The sequence below is a fragment of the Salinisphaera sp. Q1T1-3 genome, assembly GCF_003602005.1.
Taxonomy (GTDB): Bacteria; Pseudomonadota; Gammaproteobacteria; order Nevskiales; family Salinisphaeraceae; genus Salinisphaera.
This window is the reverse complement of sequence record NZ_QZWD01000014.1, coordinates 24,356-46,951: the sequence shown is the minus strand read 5'-3', so window position 1 is coordinate 46,951 and position 22,596 is coordinate 24,356. Positions and strand designations below refer to the sequence as shown.

The window sequence follows — 22,596 nt, the reverse complement described above, 5'->3', positions numbered from 1 at the left end:
GGTGACGGCCGTGCCGGGGTTACCAGCGTTCCTTGCCCCAGCGCTCGGGGTTCGCCCAGTGGCGTGAGCTCAGCCAGTCCGGTGTGAGCTTGTAATCCTGGATATCGTAACGATAGAGCCAATAGGGCGAGGCCAGGGCCCGTGCGGCGGCCGCCTGGCGAAATCCGAGAGCGAGAAAATCGCCCCGTCCCCACGACGGATTGTCCGTCTCCGGTCGCGCGAATGCCGCCACGACAGCGGCGGCCTGGGTATTGCGCAAGCGTGCGAGCAACTCGTGTGTCTGTTGTCGTCCGAGCGTGTCCGGGGCGTCGATCACCAGGGCCAGATCGTGCCGATCGCGTGGGAACGCGGCTTCGCGTGCGGCGAATGTCGGCGTCAGACTGACGGTATCGGCTTCTAGATCGGCAAGACCGGCGCCAAAGGATGTGGACGTCGGTTTGAGAATCAGCGGGTGGCCCTGTTCTCGGGCGAGAACGATGTCGCGAAGCGCTTGCTCGATGTCCTGGGGCAGCTGCATAGCCCGATAGACTAAAACAACAGGCCAACATTGCCCAGCGGCGTGTCCCGTGCGGGCGCGAGACGCCGAGGCAGCCTTCTCGGCGTTCGAGCCGATGATGGCTCACGGGCGCGATAAAGGAAAAGAGCGTCTCGTCTCCGGCGGGCGCCGTTCGCCTGCCGGACGGTATCGCGCAATCTTCAGACAAAAAAAGACCCGACTCCTTCAAGGAGTCGGGCCTTTGCGGTTTCAACCGAAGACGGCAGTACCGTCGGCCGGTTTACATGCCGCTGTCGTCGCCCTGGTTGGTCACGTGCAGCTCGACGCGACGGTTCTGAGCGCGGCCGGCTGCGGTCTCGTTCGTGGCCACCGGATTCGACTCGCCATGACCTTCCGTGCCGGTGATGCGGCTGGAGGAGATGCCATGGTTCATCAGGTAGCTCTTGACCGAGTCAACACGACGCTGCGACAGGCCCAGGTTGTACTGCTGGGTACCGACGCTGTCGGTGTAGCCGTCAACGCGGAAGTCGACGTTCGGGCTCGCGTTCAGCGCGTCGACCACGTTATCCAGGCGGTTGGTGGCCTGCGAGGTCAGCTTCGACGAATCGAACTCGAAGGTCACGCCCTTCAGCACGATCGGGGCTTTCTTCTCGATCGGGCAGCCACGGGCATCGACTTCGGTGCCGCGCGGGGTACCCGGGCACTGGTCGTTGGCGTCGATCACGCCGTCGCCGTCGCTATCCTGCGGCTGGGCCGGAGTCGGCGCGGGGGCCGGGGCCGGCGCCTGCGGGGGCGCACCGATCGGGATCTGCAGGCCCAGCGACACGATATGGTCGTTGTAGCGGGCGTCTTCGTAACCGGCACCCAGCACGTCGGCGGAGTCGACGGTGGTGTAACGATAACGATACTCGGCGCGCACCTTCAGACCGTAGTCGTTGAGGGTGTACATGTAACCGACACCGGCATCGAGGAAGTCGGCGTCAGCATCGTCGCCGACGTTGTTGCCATTGATCGAGCCGTAGCCCGGATCCTTCTTGCCCCAGGCGGCGCCCAGGATACCGTAGACCGGGAAGGTGTCGCGGGCCGGGAAGAACAGCGCATCGAGGCCGAAGCCGTACAGGTCGGCGTCGCCGGCGTCGTTGCCGTTGAGCTTCTGGTCCGGGTTGAAATAGAAGCCGAACAGCTCAAGGTTCAACCAGCTGTTGATCGGCTTACCAACGGCCAGCGTGGTGCCGACGCTGCTGTCGTTGTCGACATGCAGACGGTCGAAGCTGTCGTTGCCCTGACCGATGGAGTCATTCTGGAAAAACCCGTAGGAGACCATCGGCGCGACATAGAAGCGCTTGTCCTGCGGGGTGTTCGGGTCACTACCGGGGATGCCGGTGGCGTCGGCTGCGAATGCGCCAGCCGAGAAGGCGAGCCCCAGCGCGCCGGCAACGCATGCGGTAAGCGGTTGCTTGAATTGCATAACTCAAAACTCCCTTGAACGGGTTTAGGTTTATTGTGCGGTCCCATTCACCGATGGGGCGAAGCAGAGTTCCCAAACCGGTGACGTGCAGGCAGAGTATGCGACCTTTTGCTCAGTTTGGCAATGAAGAACGCAGGTTGTGAAAAAAAAATTAACCTGCAATCATCCGCCTCCGATTCAGCCCCCGTACAGGTTCTATTATGGACATAAACGCCGTTCGTACCCGTATGACCGCATTGCGCGAACGTTTGAGCGATTTACGGGGGTATCTTTGACCATGCTGAGAAGAAGGACCGACTAAGCGAAATCGACGCCGAGCTGGCCGATGGTGCGATCTGGGTCGACGATCCCGACAAGGCCCAGCGCTTCGGTCAGGAGAAAGCCCGGCTGGAAGAAATCGTCTATCCCATCGATGAGGCAGAGCGTACGCTCGATGATAGCACCGAGCTGCTCGAAATGGCCGTCGATGAGGCCGATGAAGATGTCGTCAACGAGATAGACAGCGAGCTCGACAAGGTCGAGTCTCATCTGAGCACGCTTGAATTTCAGCGCATGTTTTCCGGCGAAGCCGATTCGAACAATGCGTTCGTCGACATTCAGGCCGGCTCCGGCGGTACGGAAGCCCAGGACTGGGCCGAAATGCTGCTGCGCATGTATCTGCGCTGGTGCGAACACCGCGGGTTCGAGACCGAGGTCACGGAAATTTCGGCCGGGGATGTCGCGGGCATCAAAAGTGCCACCGTCGCCGTGACCGGTAACTACGCTTATGGCTGGTTGCGGACCGAAACCGGAGTGCATCGCCTGGTCCGCAAGTCACCGTTCGACTCGGGCGCGCGTCGGCATACCTCGTTTGCAGCCGTCTTTGTCTCGCCGGAGATCGACGATACGGTCGAGATCGAAATCGATCCATCGGATCTGCGCGTCGATGTGTATCGGGCCAGCGGGGCCGGGGGCCAGCACGTCAATCGGACAGAGTCGGCGGTGCGTATCACGCATGAGCCTACCGGCATCGTCGTGCAGTGCCAGAACGATCGATCCCAGCACAAGAATCGCGCACAGGCGATGAAACAGCTGCAGTCCAAGCTCTACGAGCGGGAAATGGCACGCCGTCGCGCCGAAGCCGAGGCGACCGAGGCCGACAAGTCGGATATCGGCTGGGGCAGCCAGATTCGTTCCTATGTGCTCGATCAGTCGCGGATCAAGGATCTGCGCACCGGCGTGGAAGTCGGCAATACGCAAAGCGTGCTCGACGGTGCGCTGGATCAATTCATCGAGGCGAGTCTGAAACAAGGTCTGTGATCATGAGTGACCCCAATGATGCCGGTGGCGAGAACACCCATCGGTTGATTGCCCAGCGCAAGGAGAAGCTGGCGGCCTGGCGGGCCGAAGGCCACGCGTTCCCCAACGATTTCCGGCCGGATGCATCGGCCGGGACATTGCAGACACGTCATGCCGATGACGACGCGGCCGCGCTGGAGGCAACCCGTTATGAGGTTGCGGTGGCCGGTCGGCTGCTGGCCAAGCGCGTAATGGGCAAGCTCAGCTTCGCCACGCTGCAGGATGGCAGCGGCCGCATTCAGCTGTTCGTGCAACGCGATCTGCTCGGCGAAGCGGCCTACAAGACGTTCAAGCAGCTCGATATCGGGGATGTGGTCGGTGTGCGCGGCTTTCTCGGCCGAACCAACAAGGGCGAGTTGTCGGTCAAGGCGGAATCCCTGGCGCTTTTGACGAAGTCGCTGCGGCCGTTGCCCGAGAAATGGCATGGCCTGTCCGATACGGAGGCCCGTTATCGTCAGCGTTATGTCGACCTGATCATGAACCCGGATTCGCGGGCGGTGTTCGTTGCCCGCAGTGCGATTCTTCGTGCGTTGCGCGGTTTCTTCGAGGAGCGTGGGTTCATCGAGGTCGAGACCCCGATGCTGCAGGCGATCCCCGGCGGCGCAGCGGCCAAGCCGTTCGTCACGCATTACAATGCGCTCGATCACGATTTCTACCTGCGTATCGCGCCCGAGCTGTATCTCAAGCGGTTGGTCGTCGGCGGGCTGGAGCGTGTCTTCGAACTCAACCGGAATTTCCGTAACGAGGGACTGTCCACGCGACACAATCCCGAGTTCACGATGCTCGAGTTCTATCAGGCCTACGCCGACCACAACGATCTGATGGACGAGATCGAGGGTCTGCTGCGCCAGCTGTCGCGGTTGGTGGCCACTCATCACGCGGCCGCCTGCAACGCGCAGGCGATCGACCTGGACCAGCCGTTCGAGCGCCTGCCGATGAAACAGGCCGTGCAACGTCATAATCCGGATCTGTCGGCGGCCGATCTCGACGATCCGGCGCGCCTGCAGGCCGTGGCGGAGTCGGCCGGGGTCAAGGGCGAGTCGAGCTGGGGGCGCGGCCGCTGGCTGACGGCGCTTTTCGAGGCCACGGTCGAGCATCGTCTGGAAGCGCCGACCTTCGTGACTGATTATCCGGCCGAGGTCTCGCCGCTGGCGCGGCGTCGCGACGATGCCCCGGATGTGACCGAGCGTTTCGAGCTGTTCGTGGCCGGTCGCGAAGTGGCTAACGGGTTCTCCGAGCTCAACGATGCCGAGGATCAGGCGGCCCGCTTCCGCGATCAGGCCGCGGCCAAGGATGCCGGCGACGACGAGGCCATGTACTACGACGCCGACTACATCACGGCGCTGGAATACGGCATGCCGCCGACGGCCGGCGCCGGGCTCGGCATCGATCGGATGATCATGATGCTGACCGGCGCCAGCGCCATTCGCGACGTGCTGCTGTTCCCGCAGCTGCGCCCGCGTAGCGGCTGATCGGCCGTTGATTCGGGCCGACGGGCCGGCCCGCGGGCGGGCTGGCTCGTTTCGCTCCGGAGCGCGGCCCGGCCGGGGTGTTTACGTCGGCGTCGCGTAGGGCAGTTCGGCGATCGCCGTCGTGCCGCCGTGCTCGGTCTGCAGCGATGTGTGTGCATGATCGACGCCCACGACCGCCAGCATCACGCCGGATGCGTCGTTTTCGGCTGCCGGGCTGGCCTGCAGGACGGTACCCGCGGTTTCGCCAGCGGCCGTACTCAATCGACTGCCGATGGCCGGGCAGGCCCCGTCGAAGCTCAGGCGAAAGACGTGCCGCACGAGCCGGCCGCGATAATGCAGCCGTGCGATGACTTCCTGGCCCGGATAGCATCCCTTGTCGAAATCGATGGCCATCAACCAGTGCAGGTTGAGCATCTGGGGCACGAACGCGTCTTTCGTGGCCGGAGTCACCTGGGGCACGCCGGCATCGATCATGGCGCGCTGCCAGCGATCCGAGGTGATGGCGATGAGATCCGGCTCGTCGAGCGGGCTGTTCTCATCGAGGATCAGGGTCCGCGTGACCGGGCCCAGCGTCGGCGGCAGCCCGACGAGCAGGCGACCGTCGCGCACGATCGTGGCGTTGCACTCCGGCGCTTCGGGATCGTCGAGCGCGCCGGCGATCGCATATTGCGCGCTGGCATCCGTGACCCGCACATCAGAGCGCAGGACGAACATGCGCAGTCTGGGCAGGGCGGCCTCGATCAGCGCGCTGGGCACGACCAGGAGGAACGAATCCTGGGCCAGGGCGATGACCCGGGCGATCAGTTGGGCCCGGCCCTTGGCGTCGCACCAGGCGGCCAGGAAATTACGGTCCGGGCCCAGCCGGAGAACATCGTTAGTCAGTTGTGCGCGCAGGAATTCGGCGGCGTCCGGGCCGGCGATATGGAGGATACCGAGTTCGCCGGGCGCATGGGCTGGCGTGGAAGCCATGGCTGCATCCGCGTTGGAGTTTGCGCGTATTGTAGGCGGAGAGTCAGGGCCTGTGTGTCGTGCAGGCTTATTGCCACCAAATGAGCCCGAGGTTTAAAGTACGCCCATGCCAAGCGAGCCCCATCAAGCGTCCGATCCCACAGACGCCCATGATGTCGATGCATCTCGTGACGCCGCGCTGCCCGATTCGGGTGCGTCCGAGCCGTCCGATGCATCCGATGCCGAGACGAGCCACGACGCCGAACGCTTCGACCCGGCCGAGCGCCCGAAGGAATACGGCGGCCCCAAGGGCCCCGATCCGGTGCGCTACGGCGACTGGGAGAAGAACGGCCGCTGCATCGATTTCTGATCGCCCATCGTCTTAATCCGTCATTATCCGCCAGGGACCGTCATGAGTAGTCAGCCGAACCGACCGTTATCGCCGCATCTGCAGATCTACCGCTGGCAGATCTCGATGCTGACCTCGATTGCCCACAGGGCCTCGGGCATCGTGCTGGCCGCAGGCTCGCTCTTTCTTGCCATCTGGCTGATCGGCGCGGCCAACGGGCCGGATGCGTATGCGGCAGTCAACGGGATCGCCGCCTCCTGGTTCGGCCAACTCGTGATGTTTCTCTGGTCGTTCGCGTTGTTCTATCACCTGTGCAACGGCGTTCGGCATCTGGTCTGGGACATTGGCGTCGGTCTGGATCTCGAGACGGCGCGCACCACCGGTTTCGTGGCTATCGGCGTGGCCGCTGCGCTGACGATCTTTGTCTGGATCTGGGCGCTGCTGGCCTGATCCCGTCTTTCGTATTTCCGGAGTAAATCGACATGAGCAGTATCCGCTCTTCGCTCGCGGGCGCCCGTGGACTCGGCAGCGCCAAGACCGGTACGGGGCATTTCTGGGCACAGCGCGTGAGTGCCATTGCGCTGGTGCCGTTGACCCTGTGGTTCGTGGCCTGTCTGGCCTCGCAGTTCGGCGCCAGTTACGAAAGCGTGACGACGTGGCTTTCCTCGCCGTTTCAGGCCTCGCTGATGGCCATCTATCTCGCGGCCATCTTCTATCATTCCCAGCTCGGGCTGCAGACCGTGGTTGAAGACTACGTGCATGCCGAAAGCCTGAAGCTGGCAACGCTGATCGTCCTGCAGCTGGTCAACATCCTGCTCGGCGTTTCCGCGGTTGTTTCCGTTCTCATGATACTTGCAGGGGCTGCCTGATGAGCGACAGCTACGACATCATCGATCATCAGCACGACGTCATCGTCGTCGGTGCCGGCGGCGCGGGGCTGCGAGCCACGCGCGGGCTGGCCGACGCCGGTCTGAAGACCGCGTGCATCACCAAGGTCTTCCCGACCCGTAGCCATACCGTGGCTGCGCAGGGGGGCATTGCCTCCGCGCTTGGCAACATGGGCGAGGACGATTGGCGCTACCACGCCTATGACACGATCAAGGGCTCCGACTGGCTCGGCGACCAGGACGCGATCGAGCATCTGACCAAGGAAGCCGTCCCGGCGATCATCGAGCTCGAGCACGACGGCGTGCCGTTTTCGCGTACCGAGGACGGCAAGATCTATCAGCGTCCGTTCGGCGGCATGACCACGCATTATGGCAAGGGTCAGGCCGAGCGGACCTGTGCCGCGGCTGACCGGACCGGACATGCGCTGTTGCACACGCTGTACCAGCAGTCGCTCAAGGCACGTGCCGAGTTCTACGTCGAGTATTTCGCCATCGACCTGCTGATGACGGAAGACGGCGCCTGTCGTGGTGTGCTCGCCTGGGATCTGCAGGGCGGCCAGCTTCATCGCTTCCGTGCCCATCAGGTCATTCTGGCCACCGGCGGCTATGGCCGGGCCTATTTTTCCTGCACGTCGGCGCACACCTGCACCGGCGACGGCATGGGCATGGCGCTGCGCGCCGGGGTGCCGATCCAGGATCCGGAGTTCGTTCAGTTCCACCCGACCGGCATCTACGGCGCAGGCTGCCTGATCACCGAAGGCGCACGCGGCGAGGGCGGTTATCTGACCAATTCGGAAGGCGAGCGTTTCATGGAGCGCTATGCGCCGAACGCCAAGGATCTGGCCTCGCGCGATGTGGTCTCCCGCGCGATGACCATCGAGATCAATGAGGGGCGCGGTGTCGGCGAGAAGGCCGATCACATCATGCTGCACCTCGAGCATCTCGGCCCCGAAGTGCTGCACGAGCGTCTGCCGGGCATCACCGAAACCGCCAAGATCTTCTCCGGCGTGGATGCCACCAAGGAGCCGATCCCGGTGCTGCCGACCGTGCATTACTGCATGGGCGGTATTCCGACCAATCCGTATGGCGAGGTCGTGACTCTGAAGGACGGTGACCCCGATTCCATCGTGCCCGGTCTGATGGCAGTCGGCGAGACCGCCTGTGTGTCGGTTCACGGCGCCAATCGTCTCGGCTCGAACGCGTTGCTCGATCTGGTGGTCTTCGGCCGGGCCGCGGCCAAGCGTTGCACCGAGCTCGTCTCGCCCGGCCAGCGCCTGCATGCCGATACGACCAAGTCGGAAGAAGCCGCGCTGGCCCGCTTCGACAAGCTGCGCAATGCCAGCGGTAATACCTCGACGGCGGACCTGCGCGACAGCCTGCAGGCCTCCATGCAGAAATATGCTGCAGTGTTCCGCAATACCGACAGCATGAAGGAAGGCGTTAAGGTGATCGGCGAGGAAGTCGCCAAGTTCGCCGACGTGAAGGTCTCCGACCGCTCCATGACGTGGAACAGTGATCTGGTCGAGACGATGGAGCTACAGAATCTGCTGGAGTGCGCCATCGTGACCATGACCGCAGCCGCCAACCGTACCGAGAGCCGCGGCGCGCACGCGCACGAGGATTATTCGGATCGCGATGACGAGAACTGGATCAAGCACACGCTGACCTGGTATCGCGGTGACGGCAGGGTCGATATCGATTATCGCCCGGTTCACCTGCAGCCGCTCACGGACGAGATGGAGCACATCCCGCCCAAGGAACGCGTCTACTAACGCTTTTTGTCGGGCGCGTCATGGCCGGCGCGCCTGCCCGCATTTCGGATACGGAGCCCCGACATGGCTGAATTTCGACTGCCGAAGAACTCGCAGATCTCCAAGGGCAAGCATTTTCCCGCGCCCGACGACGCCAAGCGGGTCAAGACCTTCCGCATCTATCGCTGGGAGCCCGAAGCGGGTGAGAATCCGCGCGTCGACAGCTTCGACGTGGACCTGGATCGCTGCGGGCCGATGGTTCTGGATGCCGTCATCAAGATCAAGAACCAGATCGATCCGACGCTGACCTTTCGTCGTTCCTGTCGCGAAGGCGTGTGTGGTTCCTGTGCCTTCAACATCGACGGCAAGAACACGTTGGCCTGCACGACGCGTATCGAGGACATCGACGGCGATGTGCGTATCTATCCGTTGCCGCACATGCCGGTGGTCAAGGATCTGGTCTGCGACCTGACGCATTTCTATGCACAGCTCGAATCCATCGAGCCGTGGATTAAGACCGATACGGCCAAGCCCAGCCGTGAACGCCTGCAGACGCCCGAGGACCGGGCCAAACTCGACGGCTACTACGAGTGCATCCTGTGTGCCTGTTGCTCGACCTCCTGCCCGAGTTACTGGTGGAATCCGGAACGTTATCTCGGGCCGGCCGTGTTGCTGCAGGCCTATCGCTGGATCGTCGACTCGCGTGACGAGGCCACCGGCGAGCGCCTGGACGAGCTCGAGGACCCGTTCAAGCTGTATCGTTGTCATACGATCATGAACTGCACGAACACCTGTCCGAAGGGCCTCAATCCGGCCAAGGCCATCGCCGAGACCAAGAAGCTGCTGGTCGAGCGCCGCGGCTGAATCGACGCAGTCTTCGGACAAATACCCCGTTCTGCACGTGCAGGCGGGGTTTTTTGATGGCATGGATCACGGGCCGATGGGGCCAATCGGCGCCGGCCCGTCGATGAGGGACAAGATGAGCGAATTGCGACGCGTGCGCTGGCTGTGCCGGCGCGGGATGAAGGAACTGGACGTACTGCTCGATCGTTTCGTCACGGCCGAGTACGACGGGCTGTCGGAACAGGAACATGCTGCATTGATTTCATTGCTGCGGCGCGAAGATCCGGATCTCTGGTATCTCGTGATGGGGCGCATGCCCGCTGACGATCCGGTCGAGGAATCGTTGCTCGGCCGGATCCGCCAGTTCGAGAGCACGCAACGCTGACGAACGGTTTCCGGGATGGCCGGTGTCGCGACGACGCATGTGCCGCTGAACGGCTCGCCGACATTGCGGGCAGCCGGGGTCGTGGGGCATCTGCTTGCGGCAGCGGTGGTCACGCTGCTGGCATCGGTCACGCCGTGGTGGGGGCTGTTGCTGCCCGGCGTCGTTGCTCACGCGATTGTCATCGATCGGCGTCTGGCACGCCGCGATGCCGCAAGCTGGGTACGCCTGGTCTGGGCAGCGGACGATCGCGTGCAGTGGACTACCCGGGGCAATGTGGCCGGGCGGGGCGAGTGCCTCGATGCCCGTGTCTGGGGGCGCTCCTGGGTACGATTGCGTGTGCGCGATCTCGATCACCCGCGTCGCGTTCACGAGGTCGTGTTGCCGCGCGATGCCACCACGCCCGATGCCCATCGACGACTGCGAGTGCGCTGCCGGGTCGCACCACCGCACAACACGCATGACACCGCGGACTAGTCATCGATGGAACCGGCCAGCGTGGCAGGCGCCTCGATCGGCCCGGGCCATCGCTCGGCGGTGTCTTGCTCTGATCTTGGTTTGTCTGTTGCTCGGTCCGGCCGTCGTCTCGGCTACGCCCCGGACGCCGTCTCTGACCGCGCATGCGTGTCCGAGCGAGCCGCAGCCGGCCAGTGCGGCGACCATGCGCTGCGCAACGCTGTCGACCGGTGGTCGGCTGCACGATGAGCCGGTTCGCCTGGCTGTGCGACGATTGCAGGCGTTTCCCGATAAAAAGCTGGCGCATCCGGTCGTCTTCGTGCCCGGCGGCCCGGGCGACGCCGCCGGTCTGAAGGGGGCCGGGCTGCGAGCCTGGCGAGTCTTTCAGCAACGTGCTGGCTGGCCACGTGATCTCGTGCTCTACGACCCGCGCAGTACCGGCGCCAGCCGACCGCGCATCGGTTGTCCGCCCGGCGTGACTGACGACGACGAGCCACTGGCGGCCTGCTTTGCCGCGGTTGGAGCGGAGACCGCCGGCCGGCTCGGTCTGTCCGCGCAGGTGGCAGATCTGCACCGTCTGATCGTTGCCCTGGGCGAGGGGCCGGTGACGCTCTGGGCGCAATCGTTCGGTGCGCAGATCGGCTTTCGTCTGGCCGCGCGTTATCCGGGCGATGTGCGCAACATCATTCTCGATTCGCCGGTGCTGGAAGCCGAGCCGCTCGGCGTGCGGACACGTCACGCCATGCAGGCCCGATTCCAGGCGCTGATCGCACATTGTGCGCGCCTGTTGCCTTGTGCGATCCGGCCGATCGGCGCGGGCGCGCTGCTGCGCGGCTGGCTCGACGGCGTGGCGCACGCGCCGTTCTTGCTGTCGCACGCAGAGATACCGTATCCCGCACACCGTCTGCGCGTGGACCCGACGACGTTGCTCACGGCCTGGCTGCTGGCCGGTTACGGGCCCGACCATGACAGCGCCGTCCTGGCTGCGCTTCGGCATGCGTTGACCGATCGTCAGCGGCTCTGGCCGACGATGGCCGGCGTGGCGCGGCTCTCGGCAGGCACTGCCATGCGCACGCCGGTCTTCTGGAGCAGTCGCTGTGCTGTGCGCATGCCTGTCGGCCCCGTGCAGGATCCCTGGTTGCAACCGCCGGCCGGCCTGACCGGCTATCTGCCGCGCGTCTTGCGACCCTGTGACCGCCTGGCCGGTGCCGGCCGCGCGTACGCCGGCCCTGCCCGCGGGTATGTCGGGTGTGCTGGTTGCCGGCGCGCGTGATCCGCTCACGCGGGCACGGGTGCGTGCGCATTTTCTGGAAACGCATCCGCATATCCGGTCACTCGCGGTGCCGGGCGGTGGGCACGGCGTGCTGCGCGACAGCGACTGCGCCCGTCGCGCGATCCGTGCGTGGCTTGCCGGCCGGCGATGGCCGGATGCAGCCTGCAAGGCAGCTGAACACGCACCGTATGACGCATCGCGCTCGGGCCGCTAAACTGTGTTGTGTCTGAGGTCTCCGGGAAGCCGCGGTCTTGAAACTCGCTTGATGTATATCGCCTTAAAAAATATCGAACTATTTGCGCAGGTCGTGGTCTACGGGGATAACGCCGTCGTGACATCCGCCATATGCGAGGTCGATACACGCCATTGCTTCCCGACAATCCGTCGCGCCAACGCGTGCCGCTTCTAGATGAGCGAAGACGTCTCAGACGATCAGCTTGTGGCACGCGCCCAGGCCGGCGACGATCGCGCTTTCGAGCTGCTGGTGCGCAAGTATCAGCACAAGGTGATCAAGCTGGTGGCGCGCTATGTCAGCCCATCGGATGCACCGGACGTCGCGCAGGAAGCCTTCATCAAGGCCTATCGCGCGCTCGCCGGGTTCAAGGGCAACAGTGCGTTCTATACATGGCTGTATCGCATTTCGATCAACACGGCGAAAAATTATCTGGTGGCCCGGTCGCGTCGACCGGCAAGCCAGGACGTCGACGTGGTGGATGCGGAAGCATTCGGGCACACGGAGCGTTTTTCCGAGCAGGATACGCCGGAAGCGCTCATGGAAAGCGAGGAGATCCGCGATGCGGTGATCAAGGCGATCCACGAGTTGCCCGAGGATTTGCGTACGGCGATCATGCTGCGCGAACTCGACGGTATGAGTTACGAAGAGATCGCGCAGTCCATGGACTGCCCGGTCGGTACGGTGCGATCACGAATATTTCGCGCCCGTGCCGCCATCGAGGAAAAGCTGGTGTCCCTCTCGGACAAGTGAGGTTGCAATGAACGAACAGTTGTCCGCCTTTCTGGACGGCGAAGCCAATCGCGATGAGGCTGATTCGGTCGTCAGCGCATTGCTTCGCGATGATGCACTGCGGGATAGCTGGAGCCGGCAACACTGGATCCGCACCACGTTGCGGGCCCATAGCAGCGAGATCCCGGTCGAGCCCGATATCGATTTCTCGCGTCGCGTGATGGCCTCCATCGCGGCCGATGGGCATCACGAGCGTGTTTCGCCCATCTCGGCGACCCAACGGAGCGATACCCGTACACGCCGCCCGCGACGCTGGCGCAACATGGCCGGTGTCGGCATGGCCGCGGCCGTGGCCGGCGTGGTCTTGATGTCCGGTAATCCGTTCATGCGCTCTTCCGGTGGCGAAGCCCGGCTGGCATCCAGTGCCGGCGGGACATCGTCGACGACGCGCAGCCGTGAGAACGCGGCCGCCAATCGCCTGGCCAGCAACGAGGCCAGCGTGGGTGACTGGAACGACCGGCTGGCCGATTTCAGTACCGTCCAGTCGCAATCGGGCGGCATGCGTCAGGCCGTCGCCAGCATGGGCTCGGCCGTGGGCGTCTCCGATGCCGCGGCCGGCGGTGCCCGGGCGATGCCGGCGGCCGCGCGCAGCGGCTCCGATCACTGGTCGGTTTCGGATCCGGCCGTGCGTGACGAGCTCAACGGTTATCTGGTCGACCACAACGGCATGGCGCGCGGCTACGGTATGTCGAGCACCACGCCGGGTTATGTACGTGTGGCCACGTACGGGCAGAGTGCGGCACAGTGACGAGAGCGCTCACCGCGTTTCTCGTTGTCAGTTGCCTGGCCGGCGCGTTACCCGCGCCGGCGATGGCCGACGCTCCCGATTCGGCCGACAAGGCGAACGAAAAGGACAAGACGGATGCGGTGGCCCTGCTCGGGCGTGCCGCGGATGCCGTGCGTCGCGTGACCTATCGCGGCACGATCGTCTATCTGCGTAGCGGTGACGTCGACACGCTGCAGGTCGTGCATCGCATGCACGACGGTGTCGAGCAGGAACGCCTCGTTTCGCAGAGCGGGGAGGCGCGTGAGGTCATCCGCAAGGGGGATGAAGTCACCTCCATCCTGCCGGAGCACAAGGTCGTGCTCGTGTCCGAGCATCCCCCGAAGACGTTGCTCGGCAGCGTCGCGCATTTCTCGCCGGCGCAGCTCAAGAAATATTACGATGTCTCGACCGATGGAACGGTTCGGTTCGCGGGACGCGAATGCCGGATCATCTCGATCAAGCCGGAAGACGGTTTCCGTTACGGCTATCGGATGTTCGTCGATTCCAAGACCGATCTGCCGCTGAAGCTGGCCCTGCGATATCAGGGCAATCGGCTCGAGCAGCTGATGTTCACCGATGTCGCCTTTCCGAAGTCGGTCTCCGACGATGATTTCCTGCCGAGCTACGACGTGCGTGGCTACAAGATCATTCGTCATCAGTCGGTCCACGTCAGCCAGAAACAGGCAGAAAAGAGCGCAAGTCCTTGGGAAGCCAAGGATCTGCCGCCGGGATTTCATCTCGCCGAAGACGGCGTGCGCCAGTTGACTGCCGATGCCTCCGTGCGCCAGATGCTGTTCACCGACGGGGTGGCCACGGTCTCGGCCTTCATCGCGCCGTCCGGCCTGCGGCCGCCGCTCAAGGGCGCGACCCGTATGGGCGCGGTCAACGCCTACGGCAACATCGTCGGCAACTCGCAGATCACGGTGGTGGGGGAAGTGCCCTCGATCACGGCCAAGCGCATCGCCGAGAATCTGATCCAGGCGAAATCGTCCCAGCTGTCGGACGATAACAAGGACAGCGCGCCGGGCGGCTGATCCTGGCCCGTCGCGCTTGCCGCGCGACGTTCGGCCGCGCACCATGGCCAAATTGATACGGGCTGCGCGGCGTCGCGCGGTATCCACTGGGGGATTTCATGATTGTCACTCGTGCATCGGTCCGATGCCTGTTGCCCTTCGCACTGGCGATGTCGTTGTTGCTGGTTGCCTGCGGCGGTGGCGATGACAGCGGCGACAAGCTGGCCACCAAGGCCTCGGGCGATACCCAGTCGGAGCCGGCCAAGCCGCTGGTCAAGGGCCTGCCCGATTTCTCGCAACTCGTCCGACAGGTCTCGCCGGCGGTGGTCAACATCAGCGCATTGCCGCCGGATGAACCCAGAGCCGGTACGGATGAGTCGGGTGATCGCGGTGGCGAGACGCCGGGCGATAACGGCGCGCTCGGTGACTGGCTCAAGCGCTTTTTCGGCGATGAGCCGGATGAGGCGCCGTCGCGTCCGGGGCCGGGCGGTAGCGAGCATGTGTCGCTGGGTTCCGGCTTCGTGGTCTCTCCCGACGGTTATATTCTGACCAACCGTCATGTCATCGCCGGTGCCGGGCAGATCGTCGTCAAGCTCAATGATCGCCGGCAACTGCTGGCCAAGGTCGTGGGCGCCGATCCGGACAGTGATATCGCGGTACTCAAGGTCGACGCCAAGGATCTGCCGACGGTCTCGATCGGGGACCCGTCCAAGCTGGACGTGGGGGCCTGGGTCGTGGCGATCGGCTCCCCGTTCGGTTTCGAGACCTCGGTGACGGCCGGCATCGTCTCGGCCAAGGATCGTAATCTGGCCGACAATCAGTACGTGCCGTTCTTGCAGACCGACGTGGCGATCAACCCGGGTAATTCGGGCGGCCCGTTGTTCAACCTGTCGGGGCAGGTTGTGGGTATCAACTCGCAGATCTTCAGCCAGACCGGTGGTTATCAGGGCGTATCGTTCGCCATTCCGATCGACGTGGCGATGAACGCCGCGAAACAGCTCAAGAACAACGGCGAAGTCGTCCGCGGCTGGCTCGGCGTGCAGATTCAGAATGTGGACCGCAAGCTGGCCCGCTCGTTCGATCTGTCGCGACCGGTCGGGGCACTGGTCACCCAGATCATGAAGAACAGCCCCGCGGCGGCATCCGGACTGCAGGTCGGGGACGTGATCCTGTCGTTCAACGGCCATGCGGTCGACTCCGCTGCCGATCTGCCGCCGCTGGTCGGCGTCGTGGCGCCGGGCGACAAGGCCGAGCTCGACGTGTTGCGCCAAGGCAAGCACAAGAATGTGCCGGTGACGATCAAGGCGCTACCGAGCCGTTTTCGGGCGTCCGGTGAGGCGCCGGATGGTTCGCCCGGGGCCCGGCCGGGGGATCGACAACCGTTCGGTCTGACGCTCGCGCCTCTGCGCGACGACGAGCGCAAGCGGCTGGGCATCGAGGCGCACGGCGTGATCGTCGGCGGGGTCACCGGCGGGCCCGCCCGCGCGGCCGGACTCCAGGCCGGAGACGTGATCCTCTCCGCGGGCGACCGGGCCGTCGACAAACCGGCCGACGTGATCCAGGCATTGCGTCGTGCCGAGGGGCCGGTCGCGCTGCTGGTCGTTCGCGAAGGCAACCGTCGTTACCTGACGATCACGCCCGACGCGCCCGACAACGACGAAAAACAGCCGAAAAACTGAAATAGAGCGCCTTGTGGGCGTATAATCGCCCGACCTCAGGATCGCCCCGGTGCCGCTTGCCGGGGCGATTGTTTTTGCCCGGGATGCAGCTTATCGAGCCCATGCAGTCACGAATCCGCAATTTTTCCATCATCGCGCACATCGACCACGGCAAATCGACCCTGGCCGATCGTTTCATCCGGACGTGCAACGGGCTGACCGAGCGCGAGATGGCGGATCAGGTGCTCGACTCGATGGACCTCGAGCGCGAGCGCGGGATCACCATCAAGTCGCAGGCCGTGACGCTGGATTACACGGCGGCCGACGGTACGACGTACAAGCTGAACTTCATCGATACGCCCGGCCACGTCGACTTTTCCTACGAGGTCTCGCGTTCACTGTTCGCCTGCGAGGGCGCGTTGCTCGTCGTCGATGCCTCACAGGGGGTCGAGGCGCAGTCGGTGGCCAATACCTACACCGCGATCGAGCAGGATCTCGAAGTCCTGCCGGTACTCAACAAGATCGATCTGCCCGCCGCCGATCCCGATCGGGTCGCCCAGCAGATCGAGGACGTCATCGGTCTGGAAGCCACCGATCGACTGCTCGTCTCGGCGAAGTCGGGCCAGGGCGTCAACGATGTACTCGAGGCGATCATCCGGCGCGTGCCGCCGCCGGCCGGCGACGGCGAGGCACCGCTGCAGGCGCTGATCATCGACTCCTGGTTCGACAACTACCTCGGCGTGGTCTCGCTGGTGCGCATTCGCAACGGACGCCTGGCCAAGGGGGATCGCATGAAGGTCATGTCGACCGAGCGCGAGTACGAGGTCAGCGATGTCGGCATCTTCACGCCCAAGAAGCGCTCGGCGCCGGCACTGGAGGTCGGCGAGGTCGGCTATGTGATCGCCGGTATCAAGGATATCGACGGGGCCCCGGTGGGCGATACGCTCACCCATGCCTACAAGCCCTGTGCCGAGCGCGTGCCGGGCTTCAAGCAGATCCAGCCGCGTGTGTTCGCTGGCGTATTCACGGTCAACTCCGATGACTACGAGGATTTCCGCGACGCGCTCTCGAAGCTGCGCCTGAACGATTCCTCCCTGGCCTACGAACCGGAAACCTCGGCCGCGCTCGGTTTCGGTTTCCGTATCGGCTTCCTCGGGATGCTGCACATGGAAATCGTGCAGGAGCGTCTGGAGCGCGAATACAACCTGGATCTGATCACCACGGCGCCGACGGTGGTCTATCAAGTGCTCACCCACGCCGGCGAGGAGATGTCGATCTCCAACCCGCAGCAGCTGCCGCCGGTGGGCGAGATCGAGGAGATACGCGAGCCGATCATCAAGGCCTCCATCCTGATGCCACAGGAATTCGTCGGCCCCGTCATGCAGCTCTGCATGGAAAAACGTGGTGTGCAGAAGAACATGGCTTACATGGGCAACTCCGTGGCCATGGACTTCGAGATGCCGTTGTCCGAGGTCGTGCTCGATTTCTTCGACCGGCTGAAGTCGGTCTCGCGTGGTTTTGCCTCGTTCGAGTATGACTTCGAGCGTTTCCAGGCCGCCGATCTGATCCGCCTGGACGTGCTCATCAACGGCGATGCCGTGGATGCGCTGGCGCATATCGTGCACCGCGAACAGGCCTACGACCGCGGCAAGGCGCTGGTGGAGAAACTCAAGAACATCGTGCCGCGCCAGATGTTCGACGTGGCGATCCAGGCCACGATCGGCACGCGCATCATCGCGCGTTCCACGGTCAAGGCGATGCGCAAGAACGTTACCGCGAAATGTTACGGCGGCGATGTCTCGCGCAAGCGCAAGCTGTTGGAAAAACAGAAAGAAGGCAAGAAGCGCATGAAGCAGCTCGGCAGCGTCGAGATCCCGCAGGAAGCGTTCCTGGCCGTGTTGTCGACCGACGACGACAAGTAACCCGCCCCTCGAACTCTTCCGTTGCTCATGAGCCAAGTCGATTTCAACTTCGAAACCCTCCTGACGCTGGCATGCCTGGTTCTGGGCATTGTCTGGCTCCTCGACCGGTTGTTTCTGTCCAAGCGTCGCGAGGCCGGTGCCGAGGGCAATTGGGCCGTCGAACTGGCGCGCTCGTTCTTTCCGCTCGTGCTTGCGGTACTGGTGCTGCGGGCATTCGTCTTCGAGCCGTTCCGCATTCCGTCGAAATCGATGGTTCCGACGCTGCTGGTCGGCGATTTCGTGCTGGTGTCGAAATTCGCCTACGGCCTGCGTCTGCCGGTCACGCATACCAAGATCCTGTCGACCGGCGAGCCGCATCGCGGCGATGTGGTGGTCTTCCGATATCCGAAGAACCCGAAGGTCGACTACATCAAGCGCATCGTGGGCCTGCCGGGCGACCAGATCACCTATCGAGACGAGCAACTCTATGTGAACGGCAAGCCCGTGCCGCGTGAAGATCTGGGCGTCTACGACGGTCCCGATGCCGATGTATACGACCAGATGAAACTGTTCCTCGAGAAGCTGCCCGGCGCCGAGCCGCACAAGATGCTCCATGTCGTCGGCCGAGAGGGCCCGCAGGTCAGCGTGACCGTGCCGCAGGGCAAATACTTCGCCATGGGCGACAATCGCGACAACAGCGCGGATTCGCGGGTCTGGGGTTTCGTGCCCGAGCAAAACCTCGTGGGTAAAGCTTTCATGATCTGGTTGAGCGTGGATTTCAGCGACCTGGATTTCCGGTTCTCGCGGATCGGCACACTGCTGCACTGATGGCATACCCGGTTCGGCAGACGACATCGCGACAAGAGCAGACGGGGGCGTCGTTGCTGTCCATGCTCTATGTGCTGATCACGCTCGGCATCGCGGTCATGATCGCCTTTCGTGCGGTGCCCGTTTACCTGCAGAATCGCGAGGTCGCCGGGGCGCTCGAGGCGGTGGCGGCCGATCCCGAGTTGCAATCGAGCGCGCCGATCGCGATTCAGCGCGCGCTCTCGCGCCGGCTGAGTGCGCGTTATGCCAGCGGCGTCACGGCCGACGATGTCGAGATCACCACCGATGGGACACAGCGGGTGCTGCATCTGTCCTACGACGTGCGGCGGCCGTTGATCGGCAACATGGGGCTTGTCTTTCATTTCGATGACCGGGCCGTGATGGGCGGCGGGGGCGGCTGAGCCGTGGCCGACGTCGATCCGAGACAGCGGGCGGCAGCCCGCGCCGGGCTCGAAAAGCGACTGGGCCATGTCTTCGACAATCGGGCCCTGCTGGCCCAGGCCCTGACGCACCGCAGTGCCAGCGCCAACCATAACGAGCGGCTCGAATTTCTCGGCGACGGCGTGCTGAATTTCGTGATCGCCGCGGCGCTGTTCGAGAACAACCCGAGGGCTGCCGAGGGGGATCTCTCGCGTCTGCGGGCGGCACTGGTGCGGGAAAAGACATTGGCGGCGATCGCCGACGAGATCGCGCTCGGCGACCTGCTCGTGCTGGGGCCGGGAGAACACACCACCGGCAGCCGCCGTCGGGCCTCGATCCGGGCGGATGGTGTCGAGGCCGTGCTCGGCGCCATCTACTGCGATGCCGGTTTCGAGGCGACCCGCCAGGTCATCCTCGGTCTGTATGCGAGCCGGCTGGCGGATCTGCCCAGTGCCGATACGCTCAAGGACGCCAAGACGCAGCTGCAGGAATGGCTGCAGGCACGGGCCCGCGAACGCCCGGTATACGAAGTGGTCCGGGTGACCGGCGCCGACCACGACCAACATTTCGTCGCCCGTTGTCGCCTCGACGATATCGACCTCGCGATCGAGGGCGAGGGCGGCGGACGACGCAAGGCCGAGCAGGATGCCGCACGCCGGATGCTCGCCAAACTGGAACAGGAAAAACAATGACGACGTCCGCAACGCAAAGCCGAAGCGGCATGGTCGCGCTCGTGGGGCGCCCGAACGTGGGCAAATCCACGCTCGTGAACGCGCTGGTCGGCGAGAAGGTGTCGATCGTCACGCCGAAACCGCAGACCACGCGCCATCGGATCATCGGCGTGCTCACCCAGGATGCGGTCCAGATCGCGCTGGTTGACACGCCGGGTCTGCACACGACCCAGAAGAGTGCGCTCAACCGTGTGATGAACGAGACCGCGGTCTCGAGTCTGGCCGGGATCGATGCCGTGCTGTTCGTGGTGGAAGCCGGCCAGTGGCACGAGGACGACGAGCTGGCGTTGTCGCGCCTGGCCCGTGTGTCCTGCCCGGTGGGGCTGGTCGTCAACAAGACCGATCGCGTGCGCGACAAGGCCGAACTGCTGCCGTTCATGGCGCGCATGGGCGAGCGCCGCGCGTTCGATTTCGTCGTGCCGCTGTCGGCGCGACGAAGCGACAACCTGGGCCCGTTGCTCGACGAGCTGACACCGCGCATGCCGGCAGGGCCGTATCTGTTCCCCGAGGATGAATACACCGATCGCAACATGCGTTTCCTCGCCGCTGAAGCCGTGCGCGAGAAACTCATGCTCTTCCTCCAGCAGGAACTGCCGTATTCGATCGCCATCGAGATCGAGGCGTTCGAGACCACGAATGAGCAGATCGTGATTCATGCCTGTATCTGGGTCGCGCGCGACAATCACAAATCGATCGTGATCGGGCGGGGCGGCGCGATGCTGAAGAAGATCGGTCGGGCCGCGCGTCTCGATCTCGTCGAGCGGCTGGGCCAACGTGTGGATCTGCGGCTGTGGGTCAAGGTGCGCGACGGCTGGACCGACTCGGAAGCGGCCGTGCGCGATCTCGGGCACTAGATGGAACGTGCGCGCGCTGAAGACGTGTCGCCACGAGGCAGGTCGAACCCGGAGGCGCTCTGATGCGCATCGATCTGGCGCCGGCGATCGTGTTGCACCGGCGTGCCTGGCGAGATACCAGCCTTATCGTCGAGGCGCTGACGCGTGATCACGGGCGCATCGCGGCCGTGGCGAAGGGAGCGCGGCGCGGCACATCGCGCTGGCGCGGCCTGCTGGAGCCGCTGTCGCAGGTCACCCTGTCCTGGGCCGGGCGCGGTGAGCTCTATACGCTGCGCGGCGTGGAATACGAACGCCAGATTCCGCTTTCCGGCAATGCCCTCATGGGGGCCCTGTATGCCAGCGAACTGGTGATGCGACTGACCGCCCGCGACGATCCGCATACGCCGATCTATCACAGCCTGTGTGCCTTGCTCGACACCATGGGCCACGGCGCGCCGGCCATCATGGTGCTGCGTTTCTTCGAGCGTGACCTGCTCGACGAACTGGGCTACGGCCTGACGCTCGAGACCGCGGCCGACGGCGCGCCGATCCGCGCCGAGCGCATTTATCGCTGGGACGCCGACGAAGGGTTCGTCTCGGCGGATAGGCCGGCGCCGCACGGCGCACCGCGCGTCCAGGGTGCGACATTGCAGGGCCTGGCCGGCGGTCGTCTGGTCGAGCGGGCGCAACTGCACGAGGCACGCACCCTCATGCAGGCGGCGCTGGCCCCCCACATTGGTGCCAAGCCGTTAAAATCGGTGGCCACGCTACAGGCGATGCAGCAGTTCGCGGCCCCGCGCACGCCCGCATCGACCGATGATCGCCCAGCCGAGGATGACTCATGACCGATCTCGCCGCGCCTGCGCCGCCCATCCGTCTCGGCGTCAACGTCGACCATGTCGCCACACTGCGTCAGGCGCGCGGGACGCACTATCCGGATGTGGTCGCCGCCGCGCGCTTGGCGATGCATGCCGGCGCCCAGAGCATCACGGTTCACCTGCGCGAGGATCGACGTCATATCCAGGACGCGGACGTCGAAACGCTCTGCGGAATCGCCGATCTGCCGGTCAATCTGGAAATGGCTCTGACCGAGGAAATGATCGGCATCGCCTGCGCGCGCCGCCCACGGGACTGCTGCCTGGTGCCGGAATCCCGCGAGGAGCTGACCACCGAGGGCGGGCTGGATATCGCCGGGCAGAAGACCCGCGTGGCCGATGGCCTGACGCGTCTTGGCGCCGCCGGTATCCGGGCGGCGTTGTTCATCGACCCGGACGCCGAGCAGATTCGTGCGGCCGCCGAGGCCGGGGCGCATCATATCGAACTGCATACCGGCGCCTACGCCGATGCCGTCGATGTGGCGAGCCGACGGGCCGAGCTGGCACGCCTCATCGAAGGCGCCGAACTGGCCGAGTCGCTGGGCATGGAAGTCCATGCCGGTCATGGCCTGCACGTCGACAACGTCGGCGATATCGCAGCCATCCCGGCCATCGTCGAACTCAACATCGGCCATGCGCTGATCGCTCGGGCGGTCTTCATCGGTCTGGACGATGCGGTGCTCGAGATGCGCGCGGCCATGGACGCCGGACGGCAACGCATCGTCTGACACGCCGGGCTGGCCGGACACGATTTGCGGTCTCCAACGCGGCGTTCGCACGAAACCTCAACACGCCCTAGCCCGCTGGCGCAGCATGACTGCGCGGCGCCTGCGACGCCTCGTCTTGTCGCCCATCGTCAATTTCAGGGCGCACTTGGCGCGGAC

At 64.5% G+C, this 22,596-nt stretch carries 25 protein-coding genes; 22 read left to right on the top strand and 3 right to left on the bottom strand.

From position 1 onward, the window contains the following. Window positions 1–19: 19 nt before the first annotated feature. Both D3260_RS13070 and D3260_RS17680 read right to left on the bottom strand, forming a co-directional pair. Complete coding sequence (locus D3260_RS13070) at window positions 20–517, bottom strand: DUF6231 family protein (protein ID WP_120099051.1); 498 nt, start codon at window positions 515–517, stop codon at window positions 20–22. Window positions 518–776: 259 nt separating this feature from the next. Continuing rightward, window positions 777–1,964 (bottom strand): OmpA family protein, encoded by a 1,188-nt coding sequence (locus tag D3260_RS17680; RefSeq protein ID WP_199671504.1) that lies wholly within the window; start codon window positions 1,962–1,964, stop codon window positions 777–779. 197 nt (window positions 1,965–2,161) lie between these two features. Here D3260_RS17680 and prfB point away from each other — a divergent pair. After that, a protein-coding gene (gene prfB, locus D3260_RS13060) for a peptide chain release factor 2 (protein WP_120099050.1) occupies window positions 2,162–3,263 on the top strand; the annotation gives its coding sequence in 2 pieces (ribosomal slippage) (window positions 2,162–2,236 and window positions 2,238–3,263; 1,101 coding nt in all). A 2-nt stretch (window positions 3,264–3,265) separates the two neighbouring features. After that, the gene (lysS, locus tag D3260_RS13055) at window positions 3,266–4,774 is read left to right on the top strand and encodes a lysine--tRNA ligase (RefSeq protein WP_120099049.1); all 1,509 of its coding nucleotides are present in this window, start codon (window positions 3,266–3,268) and stop codon (window positions 4,772–4,774) included. A gap of 81 nt (window positions 4,775–4,855) precedes the next feature. Here the strand turns inward: lysS and D3260_RS13050 are convergent, their stop codons facing one another. Continuing rightward, window positions 4,856–5,743, bottom strand: a complete 888-nt coding sequence (locus D3260_RS13050) for a folate-binding protein YgfZ (RefSeq protein WP_120099048.1) — start codon at window positions 5,741–5,743, stop codon at window positions 4,856–4,858. 106 nt (window positions 5,744–5,849) lie between these two features. Here D3260_RS13050 and D3260_RS13045 point away from each other — a divergent pair, with 106 nt between their 5' ends. The 20 genes from D3260_RS13045 to D3260_RS12955 all read left to right on the top strand — a co-directional run bounded on the left by D3260_RS13045 (window position 5,850) and on the right by D3260_RS12955 (window position 22,440). Continuing rightward, entirely contained in the window at window positions 5,850–6,092 is a 243-nt protein-coding gene (locus tag D3260_RS13045) for a DUF1674 domain-containing protein (RefSeq protein ID WP_199671502.1), read from the top strand. A gap of 42 nt (window positions 6,093–6,134) precedes the next feature. Further along, on the top strand, window positions 6,135–6,521 hold the full coding sequence (gene sdhC / locus D3260_RS13040) for a succinate dehydrogenase, cytochrome b556 subunit (protein WP_120099047.1): 387 nt from the start codon (window positions 6,135–6,137) through the stop codon (window positions 6,519–6,521). 32 nt (window positions 6,522–6,553) lie between these two features. Next, complete coding sequence (sdhD, locus tag D3260_RS13035; RefSeq protein ID WP_120099046.1) at window positions 6,554–6,940, top strand: succinate dehydrogenase, hydrophobic membrane anchor protein; 387 nt, start codon at window positions 6,554–6,556, stop codon at window positions 6,938–6,940. Continuing rightward, window positions 6,940–8,730: a succinate dehydrogenase flavoprotein subunit gene (gene sdhA, locus D3260_RS13030; RefSeq protein WP_120099045.1), complete on the top strand. Its 1,791-nt coding sequence runs from the start codon at window positions 6,940–6,942 to the stop codon at window positions 8,728–8,730. Before sdhD ends, sdhA begins: the two co-directional genes overlap by 1 nt. 63 nt (window positions 8,731–8,793) lie before the next feature. After that, the gene (locus tag D3260_RS13025) at window positions 8,794–9,573 is read left to right on the top strand and encodes a succinate dehydrogenase iron-sulfur subunit (RefSeq protein WP_120099044.1); all 780 of its coding nucleotides are present in this window, start codon (window positions 8,794–8,796) and stop codon (window positions 9,571–9,573) included. Window positions 9,574–9,688: 115 nt separating this feature from the next. Next, the gene (locus tag D3260_RS13020; RefSeq protein ID WP_158583535.1) at window positions 9,689–9,937 is read left to right on the top strand and encodes a succinate dehydrogenase assembly factor 2; all 249 of its coding nucleotides are present in this window, start codon (window positions 9,689–9,691) and stop codon (window positions 9,935–9,937) included. 15 nt (window positions 9,938–9,952) lie between these two features. Next, window positions 9,953–10,411, top strand: a complete 459-nt coding sequence (locus D3260_RS17535; protein WP_158583534.1) for a protein YgfX — start codon at window positions 9,953–9,955, stop codon at window positions 10,409–10,411. A gap of 184 nt (window positions 10,412–10,595) precedes the next feature. After that, window positions 10,596–11,663 carry an alpha/beta fold hydrolase gene (locus D3260_RS13015; protein WP_158583533.1) on the top strand — a complete coding sequence of 356 codons (1,068 nt, stop codon included), beginning with the start codon at window positions 10,596–10,598 and terminating at the stop codon, window positions 11,661–11,663. Further along, on the top strand, window positions 11,632–11,877 hold the full coding sequence (locus D3260_RS18150) for an alpha/beta hydrolase (protein ID WP_120099041.1): 246 nt from the start codon (window positions 11,632–11,634) through the stop codon (window positions 11,875–11,877). Before D3260_RS13015 ends, D3260_RS18150 begins: the two co-directional genes overlap by 32 nt. Window positions 11,878–12,072: 195 nt before the next feature. After that, the gene (gene rpoE, locus D3260_RS13005; protein ID WP_120099040.1) at window positions 12,073–12,648 is read left to right on the top strand and encodes an RNA polymerase sigma factor RpoE; all 576 of its coding nucleotides are present in this window, start codon (window positions 12,073–12,075) and stop codon (window positions 12,646–12,648) included. A gap of 7 nt (window positions 12,649–12,655) precedes the next feature. After that, window positions 12,656–13,435, top strand: a complete 780-nt coding sequence (locus D3260_RS13000; RefSeq protein ID WP_120099039.1) for a sigma-E factor negative regulatory protein — start codon at window positions 12,656–12,658, stop codon at window positions 13,433–13,435. Further along, on the top strand, window positions 13,432–14,487 hold the full coding sequence (locus tag D3260_RS12995; protein WP_147418196.1) for a MucB/RseB C-terminal domain-containing protein: 1,056 nt from the start codon (window positions 13,432–13,434) through the stop codon (window positions 14,485–14,487). The genes D3260_RS13000 and D3260_RS12995 overlap by 4 nt, the downstream gene beginning before the upstream one ends. Window positions 14,488–14,585: 98 nt before the next feature. Then, a complete protein-coding gene (locus D3260_RS12990; protein ID WP_233544072.1) occupies window positions 14,586–16,145 on the top strand; it encodes a Do family serine endopeptidase in 1,560 nt (519 codons plus the stop codon). A gap of 101 nt (window positions 16,146–16,246) precedes the next feature. Beyond that, window positions 16,247–18,046 (top strand): translation elongation factor 4, encoded by a 1,800-nt coding sequence (lepA, locus tag D3260_RS12985; protein ID WP_199671501.1) that lies wholly within the window; start codon window positions 16,247–16,249, stop codon window positions 18,044–18,046. 27 nt (window positions 18,047–18,073) lie between these two features. Further along, the gene (gene lepB, locus D3260_RS12980; RefSeq protein ID WP_120099036.1) at window positions 18,074–18,853 is read left to right on the top strand and encodes a signal peptidase I; all 780 of its coding nucleotides are present in this window, start codon (window positions 18,074–18,076) and stop codon (window positions 18,851–18,853) included. Then, window positions 18,853–19,254: a DUF4845 domain-containing protein gene (locus D3260_RS12975; RefSeq protein ID WP_120099035.1), complete on the top strand. Its 402-nt coding sequence runs from the start codon at window positions 18,853–18,855 to the stop codon at window positions 19,252–19,254. Before lepB ends, D3260_RS12975 begins: the two co-directional genes overlap by 1 nt. Window positions 19,255–19,257: 3 nt before the next feature. Then, window positions 19,258–19,965, top strand: coding sequence for a ribonuclease III (rnc, locus tag D3260_RS12970; protein WP_120099034.1), 708 nt, complete (start codon window positions 19,258–19,260; stop codon window positions 19,963–19,965). Further along, window positions 19,962–20,858 carry a GTPase Era gene (gene era, locus D3260_RS12965; RefSeq protein WP_120099033.1) on the top strand — a complete coding sequence of 299 codons (897 nt, stop codon included), beginning with the start codon at window positions 19,962–19,964 and terminating at the stop codon, window positions 20,856–20,858. Before rnc ends, era begins: the two co-directional genes overlap by 4 nt. 62 nt (window positions 20,859–20,920) lie before the next feature. Then, window positions 20,921–21,682: a DNA repair protein RecO gene (gene recO / locus D3260_RS12960; protein ID WP_120099032.1), complete on the top strand. Its 762-nt coding sequence runs from the start codon at window positions 20,921–20,923 to the stop codon at window positions 21,680–21,682. Next, window positions 21,679–22,440, top strand: a complete 762-nt coding sequence (locus D3260_RS12955) for a pyridoxine 5'-phosphate synthase (protein WP_120099031.1) — start codon at window positions 21,679–21,681, stop codon at window positions 22,438–22,440. The genes recO and D3260_RS12955 overlap by 4 nt, the downstream gene beginning before the upstream one ends. The last annotated feature ends 156 nt before the right edge of the window (window positions 22,441–22,596 follow it).

Bases quoted from the DNA above. Each gene is read 5' to 3' on its own strand.
- D3260_RS13070 (WP_120099051.1), bottom strand. From the start codon at position 517: ATGCAGCTGCCCCAGGACATCGAGCAAGCGCTTCGCGACATCGTTCTC.
- D3260_RS17680 (WP_199671504.1), bottom strand. From the start codon at position 1,964: ATGCAATTCAAGCAACCGCTTACCGCATGCGTTGCCGGCGCGCTGGGG.
- lysS (WP_120099049.1), top strand. From the start codon at position 3,266: ATGAGTGACCCCAATGATGCCGGTGGCGAGAACACCCATCGGTTGATT.
- D3260_RS13050 (WP_120099048.1), bottom strand. From the start codon at position 5,743: ATGGCTTCCACGCCAGCCCATGCGCCCGGCGAACTCGGTATCCTCCAT.
- D3260_RS13045 (WP_199671502.1), top strand. From the start codon at position 5,850: ATGCCAAGCGAGCCCCATCAAGCGTCCGATCCCACAGACGCCCATGAT.
- sdhC (WP_120099047.1), top strand. From the start codon at position 6,135: ATGAGTAGTCAGCCGAACCGACCGTTATCGCCGCATCTGCAGATCTAC.
- sdhD (WP_120099046.1), top strand. From the start codon at position 6,554: ATGAGCAGTATCCGCTCTTCGCTCGCGGGCGCCCGTGGACTCGGCAGC.
- sdhA (WP_120099045.1), top strand. From the start codon at position 6,940: ATGAGCGACAGCTACGACATCATCGATCATCAGCACGACGTCATCGTC.
- D3260_RS13025 (WP_120099044.1), top strand. From the start codon at position 8,794: ATGGCTGAATTTCGACTGCCGAAGAACTCGCAGATCTCCAAGGGCAAG.
- D3260_RS13020 (WP_158583535.1), top strand. From the start codon at position 9,689: ATGAGCGAATTGCGACGCGTGCGCTGGCTGTGCCGGCGCGGGATGAAG.
- D3260_RS17535 (WP_158583534.1), top strand. From the start codon at position 9,953: ATGGCCGGTGTCGCGACGACGCATGTGCCGCTGAACGGCTCGCCGACA.
- D3260_RS13015 (WP_158583533.1), top strand. From the start codon at position 10,596: ATGCGCTGCGCAACGCTGTCGACCGGTGGTCGGCTGCACGATGAGCCG.
- D3260_RS18150 (WP_120099041.1), top strand. From the start codon at position 11,632: ATGTCGGGTGTGCTGGTTGCCGGCGCGCGTGATCCGCTCACGCGGGCA.
- rpoE (WP_120099040.1), top strand. From the start codon at position 12,073: ATGAGCGAAGACGTCTCAGACGATCAGCTTGTGGCACGCGCCCAGGCC.
- D3260_RS13000 (WP_120099039.1), top strand. From the start codon at position 12,656: ATGAACGAACAGTTGTCCGCCTTTCTGGACGGCGAAGCCAATCGCGAT.
- D3260_RS12990 (WP_233544072.1), top strand. From the start codon at position 14,586: ATGATTGTCACTCGTGCATCGGTCCGATGCCTGTTGCCCTTCGCACTG.
- lepA (WP_199671501.1), top strand. From the start codon at position 16,247: ATGCAGTCACGAATCCGCAATTTTTCCATCATCGCGCACATCGACCAC.
- lepB (WP_120099036.1), top strand. From the start codon at position 18,074: ATGAGCCAAGTCGATTTCAACTTCGAAACCCTCCTGACGCTGGCATGC.
- D3260_RS12975 (WP_120099035.1), top strand. From the start codon at position 18,853: ATGGCATACCCGGTTCGGCAGACGACATCGCGACAAGAGCAGACGGGG.
- era (WP_120099033.1), top strand. From the start codon at position 19,962: ATGACGACGTCCGCAACGCAAAGCCGAAGCGGCATGGTCGCGCTCGTG.
- recO (WP_120099032.1), top strand. From the start codon at position 20,921: ATGCGCATCGATCTGGCGCCGGCGATCGTGTTGCACCGGCGTGCCTGG.
- D3260_RS12955 (WP_120099031.1), top strand. From the start codon at position 21,679: ATGACCGATCTCGCCGCGCCTGCGCCGCCCATCCGTCTCGGCGTCAAC.